Origin of the sequence: Gordonia sp. SGD-V-85, assembly GCF_001456905.1 — a bacterium.
GTDB lineage: Bacteria > Actinomycetota > Actinomycetes > Mycobacteriales > Mycobacteriaceae > Gordonia > Gordonia hongkongensis.
Window position 1 is genome coordinate 25,512 of record NZ_LNQO01000029.1, and the last position, 23,266, is coordinate 48,777.

At 69.0% G+C, this 23,266-nt stretch carries 17 protein-coding genes; 9 read left to right on the forward strand and 8 right to left on the reverse strand.

Annotation, left to right across the window (positions count from 1 at the left end):
* The first annotated feature begins 19 nt into the window (after positions 1-19).
* Entirely contained in the window at positions 20-1,267 is a 1,248-nt protein-coding gene (locus AS181_RS22690; protein WP_231742672.1) for a lipase family protein, read from the forward strand.
* A 21-nt stretch (positions 1,268-1,288) separates the two neighbouring features.
* Here AS181_RS22690 and AS181_RS22695 read toward each other — a convergent pair whose 3' ends face one another.
* Positions 1,289-2,482, reverse strand: coding sequence for an acyl-CoA dehydrogenase family protein (locus AS181_RS22695; RefSeq protein ID WP_058253755.1), 1,194 nt, complete (start codon positions 2,480-2,482; stop codon positions 1,289-1,291).
* 72 nt (positions 2,483-2,554) lie between these two features.
* On the opposite strand from AS181_RS22695, the gene AS181_RS22700 reads away from it, so the two are divergent.
* A complete protein-coding gene (locus tag AS181_RS22700; protein ID WP_058253756.1) occupies positions 2,555-2,887 on the forward strand; it encodes a TfoX/Sxy family protein in 333 nt (110 codons plus the stop codon).
* 177 nt (positions 2,888-3,064) lie between these two features.
* Here the strand turns inward: AS181_RS22700 and leuS are convergent, their stop codons facing one another.
* The gene (leuS, locus tag AS181_RS22705; RefSeq protein WP_058253757.1) at positions 3,065-5,947 is read right to left on the reverse strand and encodes a leucine--tRNA ligase; all 2,883 of its coding nucleotides are present in this window, start codon (positions 5,945-5,947) and stop codon (positions 3,065-3,067) included.
* Between the two features lie 107 nt (positions 5,948-6,054).
* Here leuS and AS181_RS22710 point away from each other — a divergent pair, with 107 nt between their 5' ends.
* Positions 6,055-6,564, forward strand: a complete 510-nt coding sequence (locus AS181_RS22710) for an SdpI family protein (RefSeq protein ID WP_058253758.1) — start codon at positions 6,055-6,057, stop codon at positions 6,562-6,564.
* A 43-nt stretch (positions 6,565-6,607) separates the two neighbouring features.
* Positions 6,608-7,624, forward strand: coding sequence for a bile acid:sodium symporter family protein (locus AS181_RS22715; RefSeq protein ID WP_058253759.1), 1,017 nt, complete (start codon positions 6,608-6,610; stop codon positions 7,622-7,624).
* A 611-nt stretch (positions 7,625-8,235) separates the two neighbouring features.
* Here AS181_RS22715 and AS181_RS22720 read toward each other — a convergent pair.
* On the reverse strand, positions 8,236-10,287 hold the full coding sequence (locus tag AS181_RS22720) for a CocE/NonD family hydrolase (protein ID WP_058253760.1): 2,052 nt from the start codon (positions 10,285-10,287) through the stop codon (positions 8,236-8,238).
* A 147-nt stretch (positions 10,288-10,434) separates the two neighbouring features.
* Positions 10,435-11,028, reverse strand: a complete 594-nt coding sequence (locus tag AS181_RS22725; protein WP_058253761.1) for a YqgE/AlgH family protein — start codon at positions 11,026-11,028, stop codon at positions 10,435-10,437.
* A 145-nt stretch (positions 11,029-11,173) separates the two neighbouring features.
* Here AS181_RS22725 and AS181_RS22730 point away from each other — a divergent pair, with 145 nt between their 5' ends.
* Complete coding sequence (locus AS181_RS22730) at positions 11,174-12,508, forward strand: MFS transporter (RefSeq protein ID WP_058253762.1); 1,335 nt, start codon at positions 11,174-11,176, stop codon at positions 12,506-12,508.
* Here AS181_RS22730 and AS181_RS22735 read toward each other — a convergent pair.
* Positions 12,489-13,046, reverse strand: a complete 558-nt coding sequence (locus AS181_RS22735) for a hypothetical protein (protein WP_058253774.1) — start codon at positions 13,044-13,046, stop codon at positions 12,489-12,491. The genes AS181_RS22730 and AS181_RS22735 overlap by 20 nt on opposite strands.
* A 134-nt stretch (positions 13,047-13,180) precedes the next feature.
* Here AS181_RS22735 and AS181_RS22740 point away from each other — a divergent pair, with 134 nt between their 5' ends.
* Positions 13,181-14,272, forward strand: a complete 1,092-nt coding sequence (locus tag AS181_RS22740) for an aminotransferase class V-fold PLP-dependent enzyme (RefSeq protein WP_058253763.1) — start codon at positions 13,181-13,183, stop codon at positions 14,270-14,272.
* Between the two features lie 10 nt (positions 14,273-14,282).
* Here the strand turns inward: AS181_RS22740 and AS181_RS22745 are convergent, their stop codons facing one another.
* Positions 14,283-15,806, reverse strand: a complete 1,524-nt coding sequence (locus AS181_RS22745; protein ID WP_058253764.1) for a glycerol-3-phosphate dehydrogenase/oxidase — start codon at positions 15,804-15,806, stop codon at positions 14,283-14,285.
* 33 nt (positions 15,807-15,839) lie between these two features.
* Positions 15,840-16,436, reverse strand: coding sequence for a TetR/AcrR family transcriptional regulator (locus tag AS181_RS22750; protein ID WP_058253765.1), 597 nt, complete (start codon positions 16,434-16,436; stop codon positions 15,840-15,842).
* Between the two features lie 49 nt (positions 16,437-16,485).
* On the opposite strand from AS181_RS22750, the gene AS181_RS22755 reads away from it, so the two are divergent.
* Complete coding sequence (locus AS181_RS22755; protein ID WP_058253766.1) at positions 16,486-17,394, forward strand: diacylglycerol/lipid kinase family protein; 909 nt, start codon at positions 16,486-16,488, stop codon at positions 17,392-17,394.
* A 24-nt stretch (positions 17,395-17,418) separates the two neighbouring features.
* Here the strand turns inward: AS181_RS22755 and AS181_RS22760 are convergent, their stop codons facing one another.
* Positions 17,419-18,867, reverse strand: a complete 1,449-nt coding sequence (locus tag AS181_RS22760; protein ID WP_058253767.1) for a CCA tRNA nucleotidyltransferase — start codon at positions 18,865-18,867, stop codon at positions 17,419-17,421.
* A 234-nt stretch (positions 18,868-19,101) separates the two neighbouring features.
* On the opposite strand from AS181_RS22760, the gene AS181_RS22765 reads away from it, so the two are divergent.
* Together AS181_RS22765 and AS181_RS22770 are read left to right on the forward strand one after the other, a co-directional pair.
* Positions 19,102-20,334, forward strand: a complete 1,233-nt coding sequence (locus AS181_RS22765; protein WP_058253768.1) for an NUDIX hydrolase — start codon at positions 19,102-19,104, stop codon at positions 20,332-20,334.
* Positions 20,335-20,452: 118 nt separating this feature from the next.
* On the forward strand, positions 20,453-23,047 hold the full coding sequence (locus AS181_RS22770; RefSeq protein WP_058253775.1) for a DUF6049 family protein: 2,595 nt from the start codon (positions 20,453-20,455) through the stop codon (positions 23,045-23,047).
* The last annotated feature ends 219 nt before the right edge of the window (positions 23,048-23,266 follow it).

The following is a 23,266-nucleotide window of genomic DNA, read 5'->3' on the forward strand; positions in this document are numbered from 1 at the left end:
CCCGGTTACTCTGCTACGGGTGACGTTGCCCACCCTGCTTGCGAAGGACACGAGATCGATCGGCGGCCGACGGCTTTTCGCCGCAGTCGTCGGAGTCGCGTTGACCTTCGCCACGGTGCTGACCGTGCAGGCTCCCGCCAGGGCGGGAGGTCCAGGGCCGGATTCGGCGGCCGGTGTTCACGTGGTCCCGCGCATCGTCGACTCCGAGACCGTGACGGACCCGGTCATCGCACTCCCCCAGGCGGGTTCGACGCTCCGCGTGCGATACAGCTCGACGTCCATTCGCGGTCTCCCGACGGAGATGACCGGCACGCTGCTCACACCGTCGACGCCGCCGCCCGCCGGGGGTTGGCCGCTCGCCGTCTGGAATCACATGACGGTCGGCGCCGCGGACCGGTGCGCGCCGTCGCGAGCCCGGGCCGGTCATTCCGAACTGCCCCGCATGACGTCAGGTGACGGCATCGTCGGCCGGTTGCTCGACGCCGGATTCGCCGTGGCACGGCCCGACTTCGAGGGCATCGGCGGGCCCGGGCCGCACCCGTACCTCATCAGCGACTCGCTGGCGCGATCGACGGTCGACATGGCGCTGGCCGTCGCGGATCACGACCGACGGATCGGCCGCGACGTCGTCGTGGCCGGGCATTCCGAGGGCGCCGTCGCCGCCTTGGCCGCCGCGGCGCGGCCGTCATCGGAATGGGGTGACCTCCGACTCCGCGCGGTGTCGGCACTCGCACCGCCGACGCAGGTGGCCGCGCTCCTCGATGGGGCGTCCCACGTTCCGGTGTCCGGTCCCGCGATCAACGAACTGATGGGATTGGCCGCTCTCATCGGATATGGCGCGGCCGCAGCCGATCCCGAGTTCGACGAGTTGATGTCCAACGGCGGGCTCAGCGCGGCGGCGAGCAGGCTCCGTCCGCAGGTCGAGGCCCGCTGCTACGCCGACCTGACCTCACCGGACTCGTTCGGCGGCCTCGCGCCGGCCCAGCTCCTGGGACCGCGCGGCGACGAGATGAAGGCCGCATTGTTGAAAGTGCTGCGCGACAACGACGTCGACCGTCTGCGTTTTGCTCGAGGGCTACCGGTCCGCATCGACTCGGGCACCGTCGACACCGTGTCGCCGCAACCGCTGGTGTCCGGTCTGGTGCAGACCTATCGGCGCGCCGGGGTGCGCGTCACGTATTCCGACCGGTTCACCGGGCATGCGGGCGTGGCCACCGACCGCGACAATGCCGAGACGATCGCGGCGTGGCTCATCGCGCAGGTCTGAGGACGTTCGACGACACCCGGACTACGTCAGATCGGTCGAGCTCTTCCCCAACATGCGCCGGGCGATGATCAGCTGCTGGATCTGCTGTGTGCCCTCGAAGATGTCGAGGATCTTCGAGTCACGCGCCCACTTCTCCACCAGTGACGTCTCGGAATAGCCTGCCGTGGAACCGATCTCGACGGTCTTGTTGGTGATGTCGGTGACGGTCCGACCGGCTTTCGCCTTCGACATCGATGCCTCGGTCGAGTTGGGCTGCTTGTTGTCGGCCATCCACGCCGCCCGCACCGTGTGCAACCACGATGCCTCCCAGTCGGATTCGAGGCGGATGAACTCGGCGACGGTGGCGTGCTGCGACGACGCGGGACGGTCGTAGTCGATCTCGTGACCCGCTTCCTCCAGCATCCGACGCAGCTCCTCCAGAGAGGCGCGACCGAGCCCGATGGCCATCGCGGCGACCACCGGACGAGTGTTGTCGAAGGTCTGCATGACCCCGCCGAAGGCCTTCTTGGTGTCGATCTCCGGCGAGCCGAGCAGGTTCTCGGCGGGGACCCGCGCGTTCTCGAACCGGATGACGGCCGTGTCGGAGGCCTTGATGCCCAGCTTGTGCTCGAGGCGGGCCACGGTGACGCCCTCGGTGGTCATCGGCACGACGAAGCTCTTGATGGCCGCGCGTCCGACGCTCTTGTCGATGGTCGCCCACACGACGACGTGGTCGGCGCGCGATCCCGCGGTCACGAAGATCTTCTCGCCGTTCAGGATGTACTCGTCGCCATCGAGGGTCGCGGTCGTGGAGACCGCCGCCGAATCGGAACCGAAGCTCGGTTCGGTGATGGCCATCGCCGCCCATACGTCGCCGAAGCGTTCGAGCTGCTCGGGGTTCGCCACGGCCGCGATCGCGGCATTGCCCAGGCCCTGACCGGGAATGGAGAGCAGCAGGCCCACGTCGCCCCAGCTCATCTCCAGAGCCGACAGGAGGCCGCGCATGTTCGCGCCGTTCACCGACGGAGCGTCGGAGGCGGACTTCTCGGCGTCGGCGGACTTCTCCGTGGAGCGACTCTGCTTGGCGAGCTTCGCCAGTTCGTCGAGTTCGACCGGGTACTCGTGCTCGGCCTGGTCGTACTTGCGCGAGATCGGCCGGAAGAGGTGCTCGGCAGCCATGTGGGTGCGCTCGACCGTCGAATCGAACTTCTTCGGGAGCTCCAGGTTGATCGCCATGGCAGTACCTTACTGCGCAGTAAGTTCGTTGCCAAGTCCCGGTTCGTGACCGAAGCCGAATAATGTGGACCGGTGGCGTACGACGAGGAACTGGCCTACCGCATCCGTGCTCTGCTGGCGACCGAGTGCGGCCTCGACGAGAAGCGCATGTTCGGCGGGCTGGCCTTTCTGATCAACGGCAACATGGCCGTCGCTGCCAGCGGCAAGGGCGGGATCATGGTGCGCGTCGCACCCGAGGAGACCGAGAGCCTCCTCGAGTACCCGCACACCCGGCCGATGGTGATGTCGGAACGCGAGCTCCGGGGATGGCTACGCGTCGACGACGCCGGCATCGCCACCGACCGCCAGCTCTCCCGCTGGATCGCGATCGGGTCCGACTACGCGCGGAAGTTGCCGCCGAAGTAGATACGACCGGCCTCCGTTCCCTGAGGAGCGAGCGTCGATCTCTGGTCCCTGAGGTGTGAGGAGCGAAAGCGACGAGCCACGAAGGGCCTGGTGAGACACCCTGCGAGCCCTTCGTGGCTCGCTTCGCTCGCACCTCAGGGAGCATGAGTACGGCCCACTCGGATCAGAGAGGTGCCGTCACGGGACGATGTTCACCATCCGACCGGGCACCACGATGACCTTGCGGGGTTCGGCGCCGTCGAGGAGCGCGACGATCTTCTCGTCGGCGAGCGCGGCGGCACGCAGGGTCTCCTCGTCGGCGTCGGCCGGGACGGTGATCCGACTGCGGACCTTGCCCTTGACCTGAACCGGGATCTCGACGGTGTCCTCGACCAGCCACTCCTCATCGGCGACCGGGAATGCGGTCCGCACCACCAGGGTGTTCCGACCCAGCCGGTGCCACAGCTCCTCGGCGATGTGCGGGGCCAGGGGAGCCAGCATGATCACCAGCGCCTCGACGGCCTCCCGCGGGGCGCCGGTCTTCTCCAAGTTCTTGGTGAGGTGGTTGGTCAGCACCGTGAGCTTGGCGACCGCCGTGTTGTTGCGCAACGCGTCGTAGTCCTCGCGGACGCCGGCGATCGTCTTGTGCAGCAACCGTTTCGTGTCGTCGTCTAGCGCGGTGTCGGCGACCCGGAGCGCACCGGACTCCTCGTCGACGACGAGTCGCCAGATGCGCTGCAGGAATCGCTGCGACCCCACCACGTCCTTGGTGGCCCACGGCCGCGACTGGTCGAGCGGACCCATGAACATCTCGTAGACGCGCAGCGTGTCGGCACCGTAGTCACGGCAGATGTCGTCGGGCGCCACCGAGTTCTTGAGGGACTTGCCCATCTTGCCGTACTCCCGGCGAACCTTCTCACCGTTGTAAAAGAACTCGCCGTTCTCTTCGGTGACCTCTTCGGCGGGCACATAGATGCCGCGCGAATCGGTGTAGGCGTACGCCTGGATCATGCCCTGGTTGAACAGCTTTCGGTACGGTTCGCGACTCGTGACGTATCCGAGGTCGAAGAGGACCTTGTGCCAGAACCGCGAGTACAGCAGGTGCAGCACCGCGTGCTCGACGCCACCGATGTAGAGGTCGAGGCCACCCGGGTCGTTCTCGCCGTGCAGTGCCGGCCGGGGCCCCATCCAGTACGCCTCGTTCTCCTTGGCGCACAGGGTTTCCGAGTTGGTGGGGTCGATGTAGCGCAGCTGGTACCACGAACTGCCCGCCCACTGGGGCATGACATTGGCGTCCCGGGTGTAGGTCTGCACGCCGTCGCCCAGGTCGAGTTCCACCGTCATCCACTCGGTGGCCTTCGCCAGCGGAGGCGACGGCTCGCTGTCCGCGTCGTCGGGGTCGAAGGACACCGGCGCATAGTCGTCGACCTCCGGGAGCTCCACCGGCAGCATCGATTCCGGCAGTGCATGGGGCTGACCGGCGGCGTCGTAGACGATCGGGAAGGGTTCGCCCCAGTAACGCTGACGGGCGAACAGCCAGTCGCGCAACTTGTATTGGATTCTCCCGGTGCCCACACCGTCGGCCTCGAGACGTTCGACGATTGCCGCCTTCGCGTCCTCGACGTTGCGACCGTCGAGGAACCCAGAGTTCATCAGGGGACCGTCGCCCACGTACGCCTCGGTGGCGATGTCGGTGTCGGAGCCGATCACCTCGCGGATCGGCAGTCCGAACACCGTCGCGAACTCATGGTCGCGGGCGTCGTGGGCCGGGACCGCCATGATCGCGCCGGTGCCGTAGCCCATGAGGACGTAGTCGGCGACGAAGACCGGAACCTGCTCTCCGTTCACGGGATTGACGGCGAAGCTGCCGGTGAAGACGCCCGTCTTTTCCTTGTTCTCCTGGCGCTCGAGGTCGGACTTCGCGGCGATCGACGCGCGGTACTCCGCGATCGCGGCCGCGGGGTCGGCCCCGCCGCGGGTCCAGCGATCATCGGTGCCCTCGGGCCATGCTCCGGTGATGAGGTCGCCGACGAGCGGATGCTCGGGCGCGAGAACCATGTAGGTGGCGCCGAACAGGGTGTCGGGACGGGTGGTGAACACCTCGATGCCGCCGACGCTGGGCACGTCGAAGCGCACCTGGGCGCCGCGCGAGCGTCCGATCCAGTTGCGCTGCATGGTCTTGACCTTCTCCGGCCAGTCCAGTAGATCCAGGTCGTCGAGCAACCGGTCGGAGTACGCGGTGATCCGCATCATCCACTGCCGCAGGTGCTTCCGGAAGACCGGGAAGTTGCCGCGGTCGCTGCGACCGTCGGCGGTGACCTCCTCGTTGGCCAGCACGGTGCCCAGTCCTGGGCACCAGTTCACCAGCGAATCACTCAGGTACACCAGGCGATGGTCGTCGAGGATCTCGGTGCGCTCGGCGGGGGAGAGGTCGGCCCAGCTGCGCCCCTCATGCTTTCCACCCAATGCTCGTGCACCCGAGGCGAATTCGTCGACCAGCTCGGAGATGCGCCGGGCCTTGCCCTGGTCGGTGTCATACCAGGCGTTGTAGATCTGCAGGAAGATCCATTGGGTCCACCGGTAGAAGTCGACATCGGTGGTGGCCACCCGACGGCGCTCGTCGTGGCCCAGCCCGAGCCGTCGGATCTGGCCCAGGTAGCGCTCGATGTTCTGCTCGGTGGTGGTGCGCGGATGGGTGCCGGTCTGCACAGCGTATTGCTCGGCGGGCAGGCCGAACGAGTCGAAGCCCATCGTGTGCAGCACGTTCTTGCCGGTCATCCGCTGGTAGCGCGCGAAGACATCGCTCGCGATGAAGCCGAGCGGGTGGCCGACATGCAGGCCTGCGCCGGACGGGTAGGGGAACATGTCCTGCACAAAGAGCTTGTCGGCGGCGTCGGCGTCCCCGCCGCCGAAGGCGGACAGGTCACCGGCGAGCGGCCCGACGGGATTCGGCGCCTCGTAGGCGTGCTCGTCGGACCAGGTCTGCTGCCAGCGCTGCTCGATCTCGCCGGCGACCGCCGCCGTGTAGCGGTGGGCGGTCGTGCCGGCGGTGTCGCCGCTCGTCTTCTCGGCTGAAGTCACGCGACCAGGGTAAATCCTGTCCGTCGCCGCCCCCAATCCGGTCGCCTCCGCCGTGGGCGGCACCGGCTCGTCAGATGCCGATTCACCTCGGTACGACGCACGGTCGTATGCTGTGGGTCGTGAATGCCGTGTCCGTCGCCGTTGCCGTACTGCTCTTCGTGCTGGCCGGACTCTGGGCGGTGGTAGGAATCCGCGGACTCCGCGGCACCCTCCCGCGCAATCGTTGGATCGGCGTTCGCTCCGCGGAGACCATGCGATCCGACGAGGCTTTCCGCATCGCCAACCGCATCGCCGGACCGGGCACCCTCGGCGCGTCGGTGATCCTCACGCTGGGGGCCATCGCGACCCTTGCCGTCCCGGGCGGGTGGGCACTGGGCTTCGGACTCGTCGCGCTGGTGGCCGCGCTCGTGGTGGTCGGACTGGTCAGCGGCATCGGTGTACGCGCCGCTGCAGCCGTACCCGCCGACGACGAGGGCTGTTCCTGCTGTTCCGGCGGCGACGCCCACGGCCATGCCGCCGACGAGAACCCCTCGGACCCGGCGGCCGACTGCGGCACCAGCAGCTGCGGTGCCTGCTCGTTGCGCGGCGTCTGCGCAGGCGACTCGGCCCAGGCCTGAGCCGGCCGGCGTCGTCTCACATCACTGATCTCGGGGCACATCCATGCGTACTCTCAAGAATCTCCTTGATCGTTCTCCGATCGACGGCTTCATCCTGGCCATCTGCATCGCCGTCGCGGTGGCCGCATTCCTGCCGGTTCGCGGCGCGGCGGCGGAGGCACTCGACTGGGTGGTGATCGTCGCGATCGCCGCACTGTTCTTCCTCTACGGCACGCGACTGCATCCACGCGAGGCGCTCGAAGGTCTCCGGCACTGGCGGCTGCACGTCACGATCCTCGCGTTCACGTTCATCGTCTTCCCGATCGTGGGACTGGCGCTCAAACCGGTTGTCGAGCCGTTGATCGGCGAGGACCTCTATGCCGGACTGCTCTTTCTATGCCTGGTCCCATCGACGGTGCAGTCCTCGATCGCTTTCACCTCGATGGCCAGGGGCAACATTGCCGGGGCGATCGTCAGCGCATCCACGTCGAACATCCTCGGCGTCTTCCTGACCCCGCTGCTCGTCGTCGCGCTGATGCAGAACGCCGGCGACATCAGCATCGACGCGACGTCGGTCCTGAAGATCGTCGCGCAGATCCTGGTGCCGTTCCTGCTCGGGCAGCTCGCCCGCCGGTGGGTCGGCCCGTTCTTCACCCGGCACGCGAAGATCACCAAGCTGGCCGACCGTGGCGCCATCGTGCTCGTCGTCTACGTGGCGTTCAGCGAGGGGGTCGTCCAGGGCATCTGGTCGTCGGTGGAGGTGGGTCAGGTGATCGCCGTGACCGTCATCTCGCTGCTGCTCGTCCTGGTGATGCTCGCGATCACCGGCTGGCTCCCGAAGCGGCTCGGCTTCGATCGCGCCGACACGATCGCCATCCAGTTCTGCGGCACCAAGAAGAGCCTGGCCACCGGCCTGCCCATGGCGACCGTCTTGTTCGCCGGCACCACCGTCGGCCTCATCGTGCTGCCGCTGATGATCTTCCACCAGATCCAGCTCATGATCTGCTCGTGGCTGGCGACCCGGTACGGACGCGAGGCGGACGACGCCGAAGCGGCCGGCGCGCCCACCCCGGCTCCCTGATCCGAAAGAACGCCAGGTCAGCGGTTCCGGAGTCCGAAAAGCGGCCTGCGGGTAGAGCAGATAACAACGGAGGGCGCCGGGCCCGCGACCGGCAGACTTCAACTCGACCGATGGACTTCGATCGAAGTCTAGGAGTCGAGTTGAAGTTCGTCGGTCACGAGAATGCGGCGCCACAGTGCACGCGAGTAGCGCAAGTTCGGCAGAGATTGCGCTTCAAGATAGGGCGGCAACGATGCAGTTCTTTCGACCCCACGACGGCAGCCAGGCCGCAGATACTGAGGTACGAGGAGCGTTGGCCGCCGGGCCGAGCAAGCGACGAAGGAGCGCGTCGAGGTCGACGGGCCTCGAAGGGTTGGCGACGTCATCTCGCCAGGACCCTTCGTGACGGCCTCCGCAAGCTCCGGCCTCCTCAGGGAGCGGAGGTTGGGCCCGCTCCGACACAACGGGTTCTTTCATAGTCCACGACCGCCAAGCCGTAGATACTGAGAGCGAGCTCGCGGGCGTCACCACCCGCTCCCTGAGGAGCGAGCTTGCGAGCGTCACGAAGGGTCCTGGTGAGTCGGGTTGCGAAGACCCTTCGTGACGCGCCCTCCGCAAGCTCCGGGCGCTCCTCAGGGAGCAGGGGGTCCCACCGGCGTCGACAACGGCAGGCTCACGAAGCTCGGACGGTTCGGGTCGAGCTGGATGTGTTGCGGCCGGAGTCCGGACTCGTTCAACAGCGGACGCAACGGCAGACCGCGCGGGAAGTTCATCGCGAACACGTCGATCCGCAGGCGGTGGCCCGGTTTGATGAGTGCCTCGGTCGGCAGCAGGCCGATGTCGACACTCACCGGGCGGCCCGGCACGACGCGTTGGCGTGACGCCAACGTGAGCTCGTAGAACGGATCGATCACGTCGCCGTTGGGCGCGAACTGCGACCTCGCCTCGTCGTATCCGCGCAACGACGCCATCACCTGACCGGATGTCAGCACCTTCGACGTCCCGTCGGGAGCGACATCGTTGAGGGTGGCGGTCCAGTATCCGTCGGTGGCGTCGAGCACGGTGTTCAACCGCACGTTGGCGTACCCGGACACGCTGCGTGTCGTGGTCATCGGGGGAGTGGTGAACGTCAGTGCGGCGCGCTCGGAGATGCGGGCGTCGTCGGCGCAGAAGGGGAAGATCGCCAGGGCACCGGCCAATTGCTGTGCGGCGTCGCGCGAACACATCGTCGCCAGACCGGGCGCGATGGTCAACCGAGCGCGGGATGTGGGTGCAACGGGGGTTAGGCTGCCGTCCCGGACCGCGTGTGCCGCGGTACCGCTGCGCCGGTCATCGAGGTAGAGCCGCTGGCGCTCCATCCCGGCGCGCGGGAACTGCTGGGCGGTGATCCACGAGTCGCCGACCTGCTTGAGATTGACCGGTCCGTAGCGGTCGACACCGTTGTCGATTCCCTTGAGCCACTTGTCGAACCACGCCTTCTGCAGGACGTCCAACCGGGGTGGGGTGTTCCGCCGGCCCTCTTGGCCGCCGCCGATCGTCAGGTGATACCCGTCGCCCATGATCAACTGCTTCTTGCCGGGCGGCAACGGGATGTTGTTGTACATCCGGACTTCGCTGTTGGTGAAGAGATCGAACCAGCCGCCGTAGATGAGCGTCGGGGTGGTGATGCGGTCGGCGTGGTCGAGCCACGCGGACCTCGGTTCGGAGTTGTTGTCCAGCAACGCCTTCAGGTTCGGCGGCACCGACGGGATGTCGGGGGTGAGCAGTGCGGCGAACAGCTGTGGGTAGAAGGTGAACGGGTCCGAGATCCGGTCCGCCAACCACTTCCAGTCGAAGGTGCCGTTCAGCATCGACGCGACGTTCGGGATCATCTTGGTGGTGTTGACCAGCGTCAGCCACAGCGGGAGGAAGCCGACACCCAGAGCGCCGCCAGGCGCGACGATGTCGCGGATGAGGTCTCCGCCCGGCTCTACCGGGAAGATCGCCTTGAGTGCCTTCGGGTTCTTGTTCGCGGCCTGGATCTGGTTGATCGCCGAGTACGACACACCCGACATCCCGACCTTGCCGTTGGACCACCGCTGCTTCGACGCCCAGTCGATGACCTCGATGGTGTCGCGCTGTTCCCGCGACTGGAAGACGTCCCAGACTCCCTGCGAGAAACCGGTGCCGCGCACATCCACGACGACCTGCGTGTAGCCGCTGCGCACGAGATCGAAGTCGACGAGGAAGGTCTTCGCGCCGCCGTCGCGGATGGTGTGCGCGATGTCGTTGATGCCGTCGATCGGCGTGCCGGACAGGTTGATCGACCGAACGATCTGCAGCAGGTAGGGCTCGAGCACCGGGTTCTGCATCACCGCGGAACCGACGGTGGTGATGAGCTTGGTGTAGGGCGTCATGTTGACGATGACCGGCGTCTTCGTCGACGTGGGACGCTCGCGAGCGTCGGCCGGGCGGTACACGTTGGCCCGGAGAACCGTGCCGTCACTCATCCGGATCGGCACATCCCAGGTGACATTGACGCCGGCATAGGGTTGCGGGCCGTCGTGGCTCGCCGCCCATCGCGCCCCGTCGGCGCCGCCGGTGGGTCCGACCGGGGCAGCGCCCGCCACGGCGATGGGCGCCACCAGCGCGACCACCGCGAGGATCACCCCGGCCAGAACCCGCGCACTCTTCGACCCGCTCATGCACACCCCCGCATGTCATGCGCTGGAACAATCCACGGCTTGTCCAGCGAAAAATTGATCGAGCGTCCACAACCTAACACCCCGCCGGTGACGTGGATCACCGGGTGTCTCAGGCAATGCTCAGCATCACCGTCCGGACGGACGGACTCAGTTCACGCTGAGATCGATCGGGTGGGTCGCGAGGAGGGGTTTCGGCCAGGCCTGCCTGCGCAGGACGTCGAACCACACGTCCGACGCCGGCGGCGCGAGCAGGTCGCGAGGGAGTGCCGAGGCGACCATCCAGCTGAACTGGTCGAGCTCATCGTCGAGTTGCCCGATGCCCCATCCGCTGTAGCCCGCGAAGATCCGGACACCCTCGAGGATCTCGGCGAGGGGCTCGGGGTCGGCGTCGAGATCGACCAGGACGACCCGGCCGTCGACCGGACGCAGGGCAGGCACGTCGTCGATGTCGGTGCCGGGTTTCACCACCCCCAGGCACAGCGCCGCCTCCTGGTTCACCGGCCCGCCCACATAGAGGGCGCGCGGCGAGGCCGCGATGTCGGTCCATTGCGGCAGGAGGTTGTGCACGGCGGTCTGGCTCATCCGGTTGAGGATGACCCCGAGACTGCCCGACTCGTTGTGCTCGATGACGTAGATGACGGTCCGGGCGAAGGTGGGTTCGATGAGATCGGTCGAGGCGATCAGCGCGGTGCCCGGACGCACCCGCGGCGTGGGGTCGGCATCCCAAGGGACGCCGGGCATACGCGCACCACCACCGCTGTCCGCCGAGTGTTCTCCGGGGCGGGATTCCGGTGTGGGATCGTCTGCGTCTTCACCTCCGGCCACCCGACCATCATCGCACGTCCGTGGCCGACGGCGTCCATCGTCAGCTCGGTAGGCTGGATCGGTGAGCAGCACCCAGGTGACCCGTGACCAACGCGGGTGGTCGGTGTTCGTCCACTCCCTCCGTTCGTCGCCGGGACTCGGCCGGTTGTTGTCGGTCCGGTTGTCCAGTCAGATCACCGACGGGATCTTCCAGGCCGCGCTGGTCGGCAGCATCCTGTTCAACCCCGAGCGCCATGCCGATCCGCTCGCGGTGGCCGGTGGCCTCGCGGTGCTGCTGCTGCCGTATTCGCTCATCGGCCCGTTCGCGGGCGCGTTGCTCGACCACTGGGATCGACGCAACGTCCTCCTGTACGCGAACCTGCTGCGCGGGCTGATCATCGGGCTCGTCGCACTGGCCGTCGCCTCCGGCGCACCTGATGTCGTGGTGCTGATCTCCGCCCTCGCCGCGACGGGTGCGAGCCGGTTCGTGGCGGCCGGACTGTCGGCCGGACTGCCGCACGTCGCGCGGCGTGAGGTGCTGGTCGCCACCAATGCGTTGTTCACGACGTTGGGCGGCGCGATGCTCACCGTCGGGCTCGGCATCACCCTGGGACTCCGCGCGATCTTCGGCGACGACAACGTGGGCAGTGCCCTCACGATGATCGCCGGGATCGTGCTGGCCGTCGTCTCCGGCGGGCTGGCGCATCGGTTCCGTCCGCTGCAACTCGGTCCCGACGAGCCCGACGACCCGGGTCGTTCGGCCGTGCACGCGGTCTCGGTCGGCCTCTGGCACGGTGCCCGCGCCGTCGTCCACCACAAGACCGTGGCCGCCGCGTTGTCGGCGATCGGGGCCCACCGGCTGGTGTTCGGGATGAACACGCTGATGATCCTGGTGCTGACGCGCCAGATGGGTCCCGGCGACGGGGTCGACCGCGTCAGCGTGGTCATCGGTTTCACCGGCGCGGGGGCGCTTCTCGCCGCGATCATCACACCGATCGCGGTGGCACGGGTGGGCCGGTACGTGACGCTGCTCGCCGCACTGGCCGTCGGCGCGTTCGCCGAGCTGTCCGTACTCAGCTTCGAGTTCGCGGTGATCTGCGGGTCGGCGTTCGTACTCGGACTCATCGGCCAGATCGCCAAGCTGTGTGGCGACGTGGCGATGCAGGTCGACGTGGACGACGCGGTGCGCGGACAGGTGTTCTCGGTGCAGGACGCGGTGTTCAACATCGCCTACGTGGGTGCGGTGACCGTCGCGGCCCTCGCGATCCCCGACGATGGCCGGGCGGTCGGGCTCGTCGTGCTCGGGGTGGTGCTGTACCTGCTCGGCATGCTCGTGGTGCGCCTCCTGCATCCGCGTGGGCACTGGTCCGCCGAGCCCACGACGGTGCGGCACACCGTCACCGACCCCGCCGCGTGAACCGCGGGTCCCGGTTGTCGTAGGCGGCGTCGGCCACGCCGTTCGCATCCAGGTCCACCAGCATCACATCGTGGCTGCCGTCCCCGTCGGAGTCGACGTAGAGTCGTTCGCCGACGATCCGGCCGCCCCGGTCGGCGCCGACGATCTCGACGTCGGGGTCGCCGTCGTCGTCGAGGTCGACCCGGGTGACCTGCGCCGGCGGGGGTTGCGGAGTCCGCTCGGGGACGTCGCGCCGCGGCAGTTGTTCGCCGACGAGGTCGGCTCGCGCGACGGGCCGGTCCCACAGACCGGCACCGGAGTCGCGGTAGAAGGCGTCGGGCGCGCCGTCGTCGTCGGTGTCGAGGGCGGCGACGTCGGCGACACCGTCGGCGTCGGTGTCCCACATCGCGTCATCGCGACGGCCGTCGCCGTCGAAGTCGAGCCCGATCGCGTCCAGGACATCGGACCGCGGATCCCCGAGCGCGAGGTCGGCGGTCCCGGACCAGCGCGTCGTCGGACCGTCGCCGGTCCCGAAGAAGTACTCGATCGCCGGGTCCATGAGGTCTTGGACGCAACGGGGCCCAATCCGGTTCCCATCGATCGGTTCCCATCGATCGGTTCCCAGCGCCCGGGTTCCCGCTGTGCGGTTCCCGATGGGTGTGGACACCTCGACCACCCGGTAGGTTGTGGCCCATGTACGTCAGCGATCTCGGCGAGCAGTGGCATGCGGCCCGGCTCGAACCAGCCCTGGCACACCTCGACTCTGCTTCGGCGGGCCGCTCGTCCTACGCACTGATCGGCGCGATGACCGCGCACCTCTGGCGGGAGACCGAACGCGGGTCGTATGTCGCCGCCGACGACCGCGCCGAGGAGATCGCGCGCGACACAAGGAATCTCGCTGCCCTGATCGGACACACCGGCGACGAGGTGGTCTTCCGTGAGAGCGCCCGCGCCGCTCTGCGCGCCCTCCTCACCAACTGGAGCCTGCCCGTCACATCGACCGTGTGGGTGGCGAAGAACGAATTCGGCCCCAACCTCGAGGAGTTCGAGCGCCGCGGGTACGCGGTACGGACCATGCCCGACGGGGACGTCTACGGTCACGTCGACACCGACGCGCTCGAGAACATGCTGCAGTTCGAGCAGCCCGACTTCATCCACGTCTGCCACATCGGCTCGATGTCCGGTGTGGTGCAGCCGGTCACGCGGATCGTCGAACTCGCGCATCGGGCCGGTGTGCCCGTAGTGGTGGACATGGCGCAGTCGGTCGGTCACGTCCCCACCGTCACCGGTGCCGACGTCGTCTACGGCACCAGCCGCAAGTGGCTCACCGGCCCGCGTGGCGTCGGGTTCGTCGCGGTGCGTCGAGACTCGTTGCGGCCGGTACGAATCGACGGTTCCGAGGCATTCATCGCCGGGCGCCTCGGACTCGGTGTCGCGGTCCGCGAGTTGCTCGAGATCGGCCAGCAGCGCGTCTTCCGCGAACTCGCGAAGATCGGCCGGGTCACCCGCGAACGACTCCACGGCATCGCGAGCTGGGAGGTCCTCGAACCGATCGACGAGCCGTCGGCGATCATCACCCTCGCACCACCGCCCGGATGGCAGTTCGACGACGTCGCCGCGGCCCGCGACAAGCTGTTGTCACTCGGTGTCCTGGTCACCGCCGCGGACACCTGGCGCGCCCCGCTGGCGACCGAGCATCCGGTGCTCCGAATCAGCCCGCACCTCGACGTACGCCGGTCCGAACTCGACCGCGTCGCAGACGCCCTGCGCACCATGGGTTACTGACCAGGCCACCTCACCCCAGGAGTTCGCCGACGATCGCCTCGATCTCCGGCCGTGCCGCGTCGGCGTCGACCTGCACGAGGCCGATCCGCGTGCGCCGGTGCAGGATGTCGTCGGCGTCGAGGGCACCCTCGTGCGTGACCGCGAACTCGACTTCGGCGCGGGTGACATCGATGCCGGGGACGATCGGATCCAGGGGACGGGGGAGAACGGCGGCGTCCACCACCGCCGGCGCCTCCCCGCCGAACCGCTGCACGAGCGAAGCCGGCAGCCCCTGCTCGCGCGGACTCCGCAGGGCTCCGACCAGCGGGGTCGTGGTCGTGACACAGTCCCCGGCGGTGAGGTCGGTGGTCGCGAGCGCGGCGTCGACGGCGTCCTGGGCCATGCGCCGGTAGGTGGTGAGCTTGCCGCCGAGGACGTTGACGAGACCATCGCCGCGGACGCCGACGTGGTGCTGCCGCGAGACGTCGGCGAGGGCCTCGGAGTCGCGGCCGCCGCCGCGGGTGTCGACCAACGGTCGCAGACCCGCGAACGTGCCGATGATGTCCGAGCGATCCAACGGCCGTGCGAGAGCGGGATTGACGGCGTCGAGCAGGAAGTCGATCTCCGACTCGTCCGGCATCGGGACGTCTGGGATCGGCCCGGGCGCCGCGACATCGGTGAGGCCGACGTAGACGCGCCCCAGCTGCGCGGGGATCACGAAAACGAACCGGGACACGGAGGTGCCGAGCGGGGTCATCAGCGCGGCGTCGGGGAATCCCAGCCGCGCCGCGTCGACCACGAGATGCGTTCCGCGGCTGGGATGTACGGCGAGTGCATCATCGATGCCGCCGGACCAGACGCCGGTGGCGTTGACGACCATCCGCGCACCGACGTCGAAGCTCTCACCGGTCAACTGATCGGTGAGGGTGGCCCCGCGGCCGTCCACGCGCTCGGCCCGCACCCGGGTGCAGACGGATGCGCCGTAGCCAGCCGCCGTACGTGCGAGGGCGACGACGAGCCGAGCGTCGTCGACGAGCTGACCGTCGGAGGTGGAGATACCACCGCGCAGACCGTGGGGCGACACCGCCGGGAAGCGGGCGAGGGTCTCCAGCGCCGACACCCGGGTCGGCGGCGGCAACAGCGAGTCGGGGGTACCGGCGTTGCGTCGGAGCACATCTCCCGCGCGGAGGCCCAATCGGATGATCGAGGTCTGCCTGCCGCCACGGTCGGGGATGATCTGGCGGAGGGGAGCGATCAGATGCGGAGCGATGGCGGTCATCAGATGATGACGTTCGACGGCACTTTCGCGCGCGATCCGCAGATCACCCCTGGCCAGATAACGGAGACCACCGTGGACGAGTTTGCTGCTCCAGCGCGAGGTTCCGGCCGCGAGGTCGTCCTTCTCGACGAGCGCGACGCGCAGGCCACGGGTCGCGGCGTCGAGCGCCACCCCGGCGCCGGTCACACCGCCGCCGATGACCAGCAGATCCAGGGGATCGCCGGACGTCAGACGGTCGAGCGCACGACGACGGGTGTCGGCGGACAGGGTCGCCATCAGACTCGCACCGCGCGACCGGCGCTCACGACGTCATCCGTCGACGCCCGCACCGGCCGGACGCAGATACCCGGCCAGCATCTCGTGCAACTCGGTGCTCCAGCCCTCGGCGATGATGTCGGAGACCAGCGCCCCGGACTGGAGGAACGACTGCGCGATCAGCAGCACCATCGCCGCCATCCGTTTGGCGTCACCCGCCCGGACGTGGCGCCGTTCCTGGGCCTGCGACAGCATGTCCGAGAGAATCGCGAGCGCCCCTTGCTGACTCGTACCGAGACGCTCGAAGACGTACGGCGCCATGAAGTCTCGCTGCTCGCGCCACAGCGAGGCGATCAGTTCGTCCTCGCGGAGCGCGCCGACGACCGCGACCACCCGATCGACGAGCGCATCCAGATCGGCGGGTTCGCCTCGTCCGCCGATGGCGTCCTCGACGACCCCCAGGACCTCGCGGGTCAACAGCCCGCGGATGATCTCGTTGATGTCGGGCCACCGGCGGTACACCGTCGGTCGGCTCACGCCTGCTTGTCGGGCCACCTCGGAGACAGTCACCTTGCGTCCGCCGCTACGCAGCAGACAGCTCCGTGCTGCATCCAGAACGAGATCCCCGATCTCCTCGTTACGGATTGCCATGATGTGTAACACTGTAACGGATCACTTGAACGGCGGGGGGCCGACTCATATGACTATCGAACACGCCACACTCGTGGCCAGTCCGTACGCACGGCACGGAACGGGCCTGCGCGTCGCCCACGACGCCGCAGAACTGCTGCGTGCCCGCGGCGTGGAGGTGGAGATCATCGTCGGCGAGGACATCGCCGACGCCGCCGATCTCGCCGGCAAGGCAGCCCGCGGGGACACCGACGTCCTCGTCGTCGTGGGGGGCGACGGCACGGTGCGTCTGACGGTCGAGGCCACGATCGGGTCGGGCAAGCCGCTGGCCGTCATCCCGGCCGGAAGCGGGAACGACTTCGCCCGCAACCTCGGCATCCCACTGGATCCGGCCGACGCCGTCGAGGTCATCCTGGCCGGCCACCGGCGACCCATCGACCTCGGCCGGGTCAGCTTCCCGGACGGGCAGACCGCGCTGTTCAGCACTGTCGCCGCCACCGGGTTCGACGCCGCGGTCACCGCGCGGGCCATCGACATGCGCCGGCCGCGCGGACAGTCCCGGTACACGATCGCGGCGTTGCTCGAACTACTCGCACTGCGGTCGCGTCACTACCAGGTCCGCGTCGACGACCAGGCCGTCGAATCCGACCTCATCTTCGCCGCGATCGGCAACACCACGTCGTACGGCGGTGGCATGAAGATCACGCCGCAGGCGTCGATCACCGACGGCCGGCTCGACGTGACCCTCGCGCTCAACCCACCGCGGCTGGCACGTTGGACGATTGCGCGCGTCTTCCCGAAGGTGTTCACGGGCAAGCACATCGACAGCCCGAACGTCCGGACCATGCGCGGCGCAGAGGTCGAGCTGTACTGCGATCCGCCCGCCCTCGTGTCGGTCGACGGTGACCTCGTCGGCGAGCTGCCGGCGGTTTTCGAGGCGGTACCGCACGCGATCGAGGTGTTCGCGCCCGCGAGCTGAAACGCCCGGGGCGTCTCGCAGTCCTCACTGACCGCTGCGCGCCGCCCACCATTCGCGAAGGGCATCCTCGGCTTCGTCGCGGCTGAGCGGTCCACGGTCCAGGCGTAGCTCCTTCAGATGACGCCACGCCTGTCCGACGATCGGGCCGGGCGGCACGCCGAGGAGTTCCATGATCGCGTTGCCGTCGAGGTCGGGCCGGACCTTCTCGAGATCCTCCGCCGCCTGGAGGTCGGCGATCCGCTGCTCGAGACTGTCGTAGTTCTGCTGCAGCCGCCGGGCGCGCCGCTTGTTACGGGTGGTGCAGTCGGCGCGCACCAGCTTGTTCAGCTTGTCGAGCAGGGGACCGGCATCGGTGACGTACCGGCGGACGGCCGAGTCGGTCCACGCGCCGTCTCCGTAACCGTGGAAGCGCAGGTGCAGGAAGACCAGCTGCGCCACGTCGGACACCACCGCCTTCGGATACTTCAGCGCCCGCATCCGTTTGCGCACCATCTTCGCGCCCACGACCTCGTGGTGATGGAAGCTGACGCCACCCCCCGGTTCGTGCCGCCGCGTCGCGGGTTTGCCGATGTCGTGCAACAGAGCCGCCCAGCGCAGCACCAGGTCCGGATCGCCGTCCTCGAGATCGATGGCCTGGCGGAGCACTGTCAGTGAGTGCTGGTAGACGTCCTTGTGCTGGTGGTGCTCGTCGATGGTGAGCTTCATGCCGGGCACCTCGGGCAGCACCCGCTCGGCGAGACCGGTCTCGACCATGGCGTCGATCGCCTCGATCGGGAACTCGCCGCAGATCAGTTTGTCCAGCTCGGTACGGATGCGTTCGACGGTGATGCGTTCGATCTCGCCGTTCATGTCGGTGATCGCCTGCCACACGCGCGGCGCGAGCCGGAATCCCAGCTGAGAGACGAACCGCACGGCGCGGAGCATCCGGAGCGGGTCGTCGCCGAAGGACTGTGCAGGCGTGGCGGGGGTGTCGATGACCCCGGCCAGCAGGGCGGTCATCCCGTCGAGCGGGTCCCGGAAGTCCTGGGCGCCCGCCGAGCCGATCCGGACCGCCATCGCGTTGACGGTGAAGTCCCGTCGGATCAGGTCGTCGTCGAGGGTCTTGCCGAACGTGACCTCGGGATTGCGGCTGACCTGGTCATACGAGTCCGCGCGAAACGTCGTGATCTCGATCAGGTGGTCGCCCTTGCGGACCCCGACCGTGCCGAACTCGATGCCGACGTCCCAGAACGCGTCGGCCCAGCCGCGGAGGAGCTGCGACACCGTCTCCGGGCGCGCATCGGTCGTGAAGTCGAGGTCGTTGCCCAGACGCCCGAGAACCGCGTCGCGCACCGAGCCGCCCACCAGGTACAGCTCGTGGCCGGCGGTCTCGAACAGCTTGCCGAGGGGCACGAGGACGTCGTCGAGGTCGCGCAGTGCGATCGCCGCGGCGGCGAGCAGACGGGTGCGCCGTTCCGGGTCCGCCGAGTGCACCTGGTCCGGCTGGGCTGCCCCATTCCGGAATGGCCCAGACGCCGCCGCACCGGACGGGGAAGTGTCGTTCACGGCTTGCCACCCTACCGTCGTGACCCGCGACGACGACGCCGCACAGCTCGTCGGCGACGACTCATACACCCCCGGCGCACTCGCGACACTGCGAATCCACAACCTACGCGCCCTCGGAGGCGTCCGGACAAACTGCAGGTGACCAGCCGCTAGCATCGTGGAGTGTCCACCGATTCCTCGACCAACCCTTCAGACGTCAGCGGCGTCTCGTCGGGTGCGCACGGTGAGGGTGGCGGACAAGGCGAGCAGAATGCCTCCGGCCAGGGGCGTCGTGCCCGGCGCGGCCGACGCCGCCGGGGCCGGCGCAAGTCCGAGAACCGAGGTGCGGCGCCCGCTCACACCCCGACGGCGCACAGTCCGCACGGGCACAAACAGAGCGGTCATGCCCAACCCAAGAACAAGCAGCCGACTCCCGGCCAGGCGGGCTCGCGGCCGGGCCACAAACCCGGCTCGCCCAACCCGGCCTCCGAACCGGCACCCAGCACTCATCACCCGACTCCCAATGACCTCGCCCGCGCCCGGGCCGCCGATCCCGCGTGCCCGGATCCGGTCGAGGCCGAGCCCGTCGACAAGCTCCCGGTCGATCCCGATCGTGCGCGACCCCGCGTCACCCCGCCGAAGCCGTCGGACATGGTCGCCGTCAGCGCCAAGCTGACCAAGACCGGTCTGACCCAGGCCGGCGGCAAGGCGTCGAAGGGTCGACGGCGCACGGCGCGGGCGGACCGTGCGTCCGAACGCCCGGCTGCCGAGCGCGTCCATCCCGACCGCGCGGGCAACGAGAAACTCCGCACCGTGCGCGAGACCTCGGCAGGGGGGCTCGTCATCTCCGACCTCGACCTCCCCGTCGACCAGTTGTCGGCCGCGCTCATCGGTCGCGTCGACCGTCGCGGACGCACCATGTGGTCGCTGCCCAAGGGACACATCGAAACCGGCGAGACCGCCGAGCAGACCGCCATCCGCGAGGTCGAGGAGGAGACCGGGATCCAGGGCACGGTGGTGGCCCCGCTCGGCAAGATCGACTACTGGTTCGTCAGCGAAGGTCGTCGGATCCACAAGACCGTGCATCATTACCTGCTGCGGTGCACGGGCGGCGAGCTGTCCGACGCCGACTACGAGGTGTCCGAGGTGGCCTGGGTGCCGTTACACGAGCTCCCGCGTCGGCTCACGTACTCTGACGAGCGGCGACTCGCCCGGATGGCCCGAGGTGTGATCGCCGAACTCGCCGCCGACCCCACCCGGCTGGCCCAGTCCGAGGCCGACAGCATCCGCACCGAACCCAACGCCTATGAGAAAGCCGCCGCCGCGCGCAACCAGCGCCGCAACGAGCCACCGCCCCCGGTTCGTCCGCGCCGGCGCCGGCGCCGTCCACGACGGCCCGCGGCCGGCGATGGCTGAGCCGCGCCCGTCCGCCGCCGAGCCCCGTTCGTCTCGTTCTCTCGCCTTCTCGCATGCGCTGCGGTCCGGCGCGCTCGCGACTCTGGCCTCCGCCGTGGTCCTGGCCGTTCTCGGTCTGATGGTCCTGTCCGGCGCGGTGGGACCGGCGTCGGCGGCGCCGGAGACGGCCACCAGCGATTCCGACGCCGGGTCCGGCGCGTCGGACCGGTCACCGAGCCGCTTCGCCCGCATCGTCATCGATTCGATGACCCCGAACATCGTGACCACGACCAGCCGGCCGGTGGTCACCGTCAGCGGACGCGTCGACAACGTCGGCGACCGGTCCATCACCGACCTGACCATCCGGCTCGAGCGCGGCGATCCGGTGGCGTCGGCCGCGGGCCTGCGCACCGACCTCGCCGACGACGATCCGGCCGTCGCCGTGGCCGGCCCCTTCGAGGCGCTGTCCGACTCGCTCGCCCCCGGCGAGAGCGTCGGCTTCCGCATGTCGATGGCACTCTCGGCCAACAACGGTCCCGACGGCCAGGGCCTGGCCATCTCCCAGCCCGGCGTGTACCCGATGCAGGTCAACGTCAACGGCACCCCCGAGTACGGCAACACCGCGCAGGTCGCGGGATCGCGGATGCTGCTGCCGGTCTTGTCCCTGCCGCCCGACGACACCCGGGCCGCCGGTTACGTCGACCCGTCCACCGAGTACTCCGACGCCGACCCGGTCGTCGGGCTCGGGCCGGACGGGTCGGTGTCGGCGAACCTGTCCAGCCCGGCACGCATGACGATGGTGTGGCCGTTGGCCGCCCCGCCGCAGCTCGCGCCGGGTGTGCTGGGCGGCAACACCGAACCGGTCCGGTTGATCAACGAGAACATGGCGCGGTCGCTCGCCGACGGCGGCAGACTCGCCGAGCTACTCGCCGCGCTGCAGCGGGTCGTCGGGGAACCTCCACCTGCACAATCTGATTCGGCGGCATCGGACACCCCGCCATCCGAGACACCGGAGAACCCGGAACCGAGCGCACTGCCCGGTTCGGAGAAGCTCGCCGACAGCATGTGCCTGGCGATCGACCCCGACCTCGTCGTCACGGTGCGCGCGATGTCGCTGGGGTACGAGGTGTCCGACAATCCCGCCGATCCTAGGTCGACGACCCGGCCCGGTAACGGCGTGGACGCCGCCGGTCGCTGGCTCACCGGCCTGCGATGGATCGCGCAGCGGATGTGCGTGGTGGCCCTGCCGTACGCGCAGGCCGATCTGACCTCCCTGACCCGGATCGGCAACACCGGCCTCACCGAGGCCGCGCTGCGGTCACCGGCCGACATCATCGACACCGTGCTCGGCGTCCGGAGCGTGCGCGGTCTCTCGATCCCCGCCCTGGGGGCGATCGACGCCGACGGCGCCGCCGCCCTCACCGAGGCCGAGATGACCGCGACCGCGGTGTCGTCGAACTCCGTCGCGCCGGTCGGTCGCCGCGACGCCGCCGGCCGCTACCGGATCGGTGACCTCGCCGCCCAGACCTACGACGCACCTGTGACCGCCTCGTTCGCCGCGCTCGGTACGGCGCCGTCCACCCCCGCTCTGACGCCTCCGAGTCAGCGCATCGACCTGTCCGACGAGTCCGAGGGAAGCAGGCGCCAGAGCGCGATCGGTGCCCTCGCCTATCCCGCGATCGCCGCGCCGGAACCCGGTCCGACCGCACCCGGGGCACGCCCGTCGCCCGACCCGGTCGTCGGCAGATCGGCGTTCCTGATGCCCCCGACGTACTGGTCGCCCACGTCCGCCGACGCCGAGGCCCTGTTCACCACCGCACGGCTGCTCCTCGAATCGGGTGCCGCGACACCGGCTCCGCTGTCGACGCTGGCCGCCGACCTCGGTTCCGCGCCCGAGCAGGCGCGGCTGATCGACCCGCCCGGGGTCGGTCCGGTGGGCGAGGTGGGCTCGGTGCTGACGAGCGACGCGACCGGATCGATACGACGTAATGTCGAGGACAGCTGGCAGTTCGAGGGCGCCCTGGTGCGCTCGGCGGATGTCGCCGCCACCCCCGAGCGGTACATGTCGCCGCTGCGCGAGGACCAGCTCCGCGCGATCCGCTCCCCGGATGCCCAGGGGTCGGCCGTCTACACCCACCTGCGGCGCGCGCAGACCGAACGCATCGACGCGGTCTCGTCGACCCTGTACCGGATGTCGCAGTCGGTCACCATCCTCGATCCCGGCGGTCGTTACACGCTGGCCTCCGAGCGGAGTCCGCTGCTGCTGGTCGTGAGCAACGACCTCGCGCTCCCGGTGCGTGCCCGGATCACCACGTCGGAGCCGGCGGGCATCGAGATCGGCGACCTCGGGGTGATCGAGATCCCGGCGCGCGGAACCCGGCAGATCCAGCTGCCCACCCAGGGCGACGCCTCCGAGGCGATCAGTGTGCAGATCCGGTTGTCGACGGTCACCGGCGTGCCACTGGGCCAGCCGATCAGCCTGTCGGTGCACACCAACGCGTACGGCAAGCCGCTGTTCTACATCACAATCATCGCCGCGGCGGCGCTCGTCCTGCTCACCGCGCGTCGCCTCTGGCATCGTTTCCGCGGCCAGCCCGATCCCGCCGACGCCGACCGTCCCGAACCCGACGAACTCGAGCGAATGCTTGCCGGAAGCGGGTATCAGGAGCGACGCCGTACCCTGCAGAGCGAGGGTCGGACGTACGGCGAGGAACCGGGCGATGACCCTCCATGACCGACATCAGACGACCCGAGGACGGCGGCCCTAGCGACGTGACCTGGAACGATGAGCCGCGTGCACCGCGGTCGGGGACACCCGGCCCGGTGCCGCCCCAGCGTCCCGAGCGCGCCGCACCCCGGCGGATTCCGCCGAACCGGGTTCCGGGTGGCCGGGTCCCTCCGACGCGGATCCCGCCCGGGTCCCCGGATCCGGGACCCACTGCGCCACGGCCTG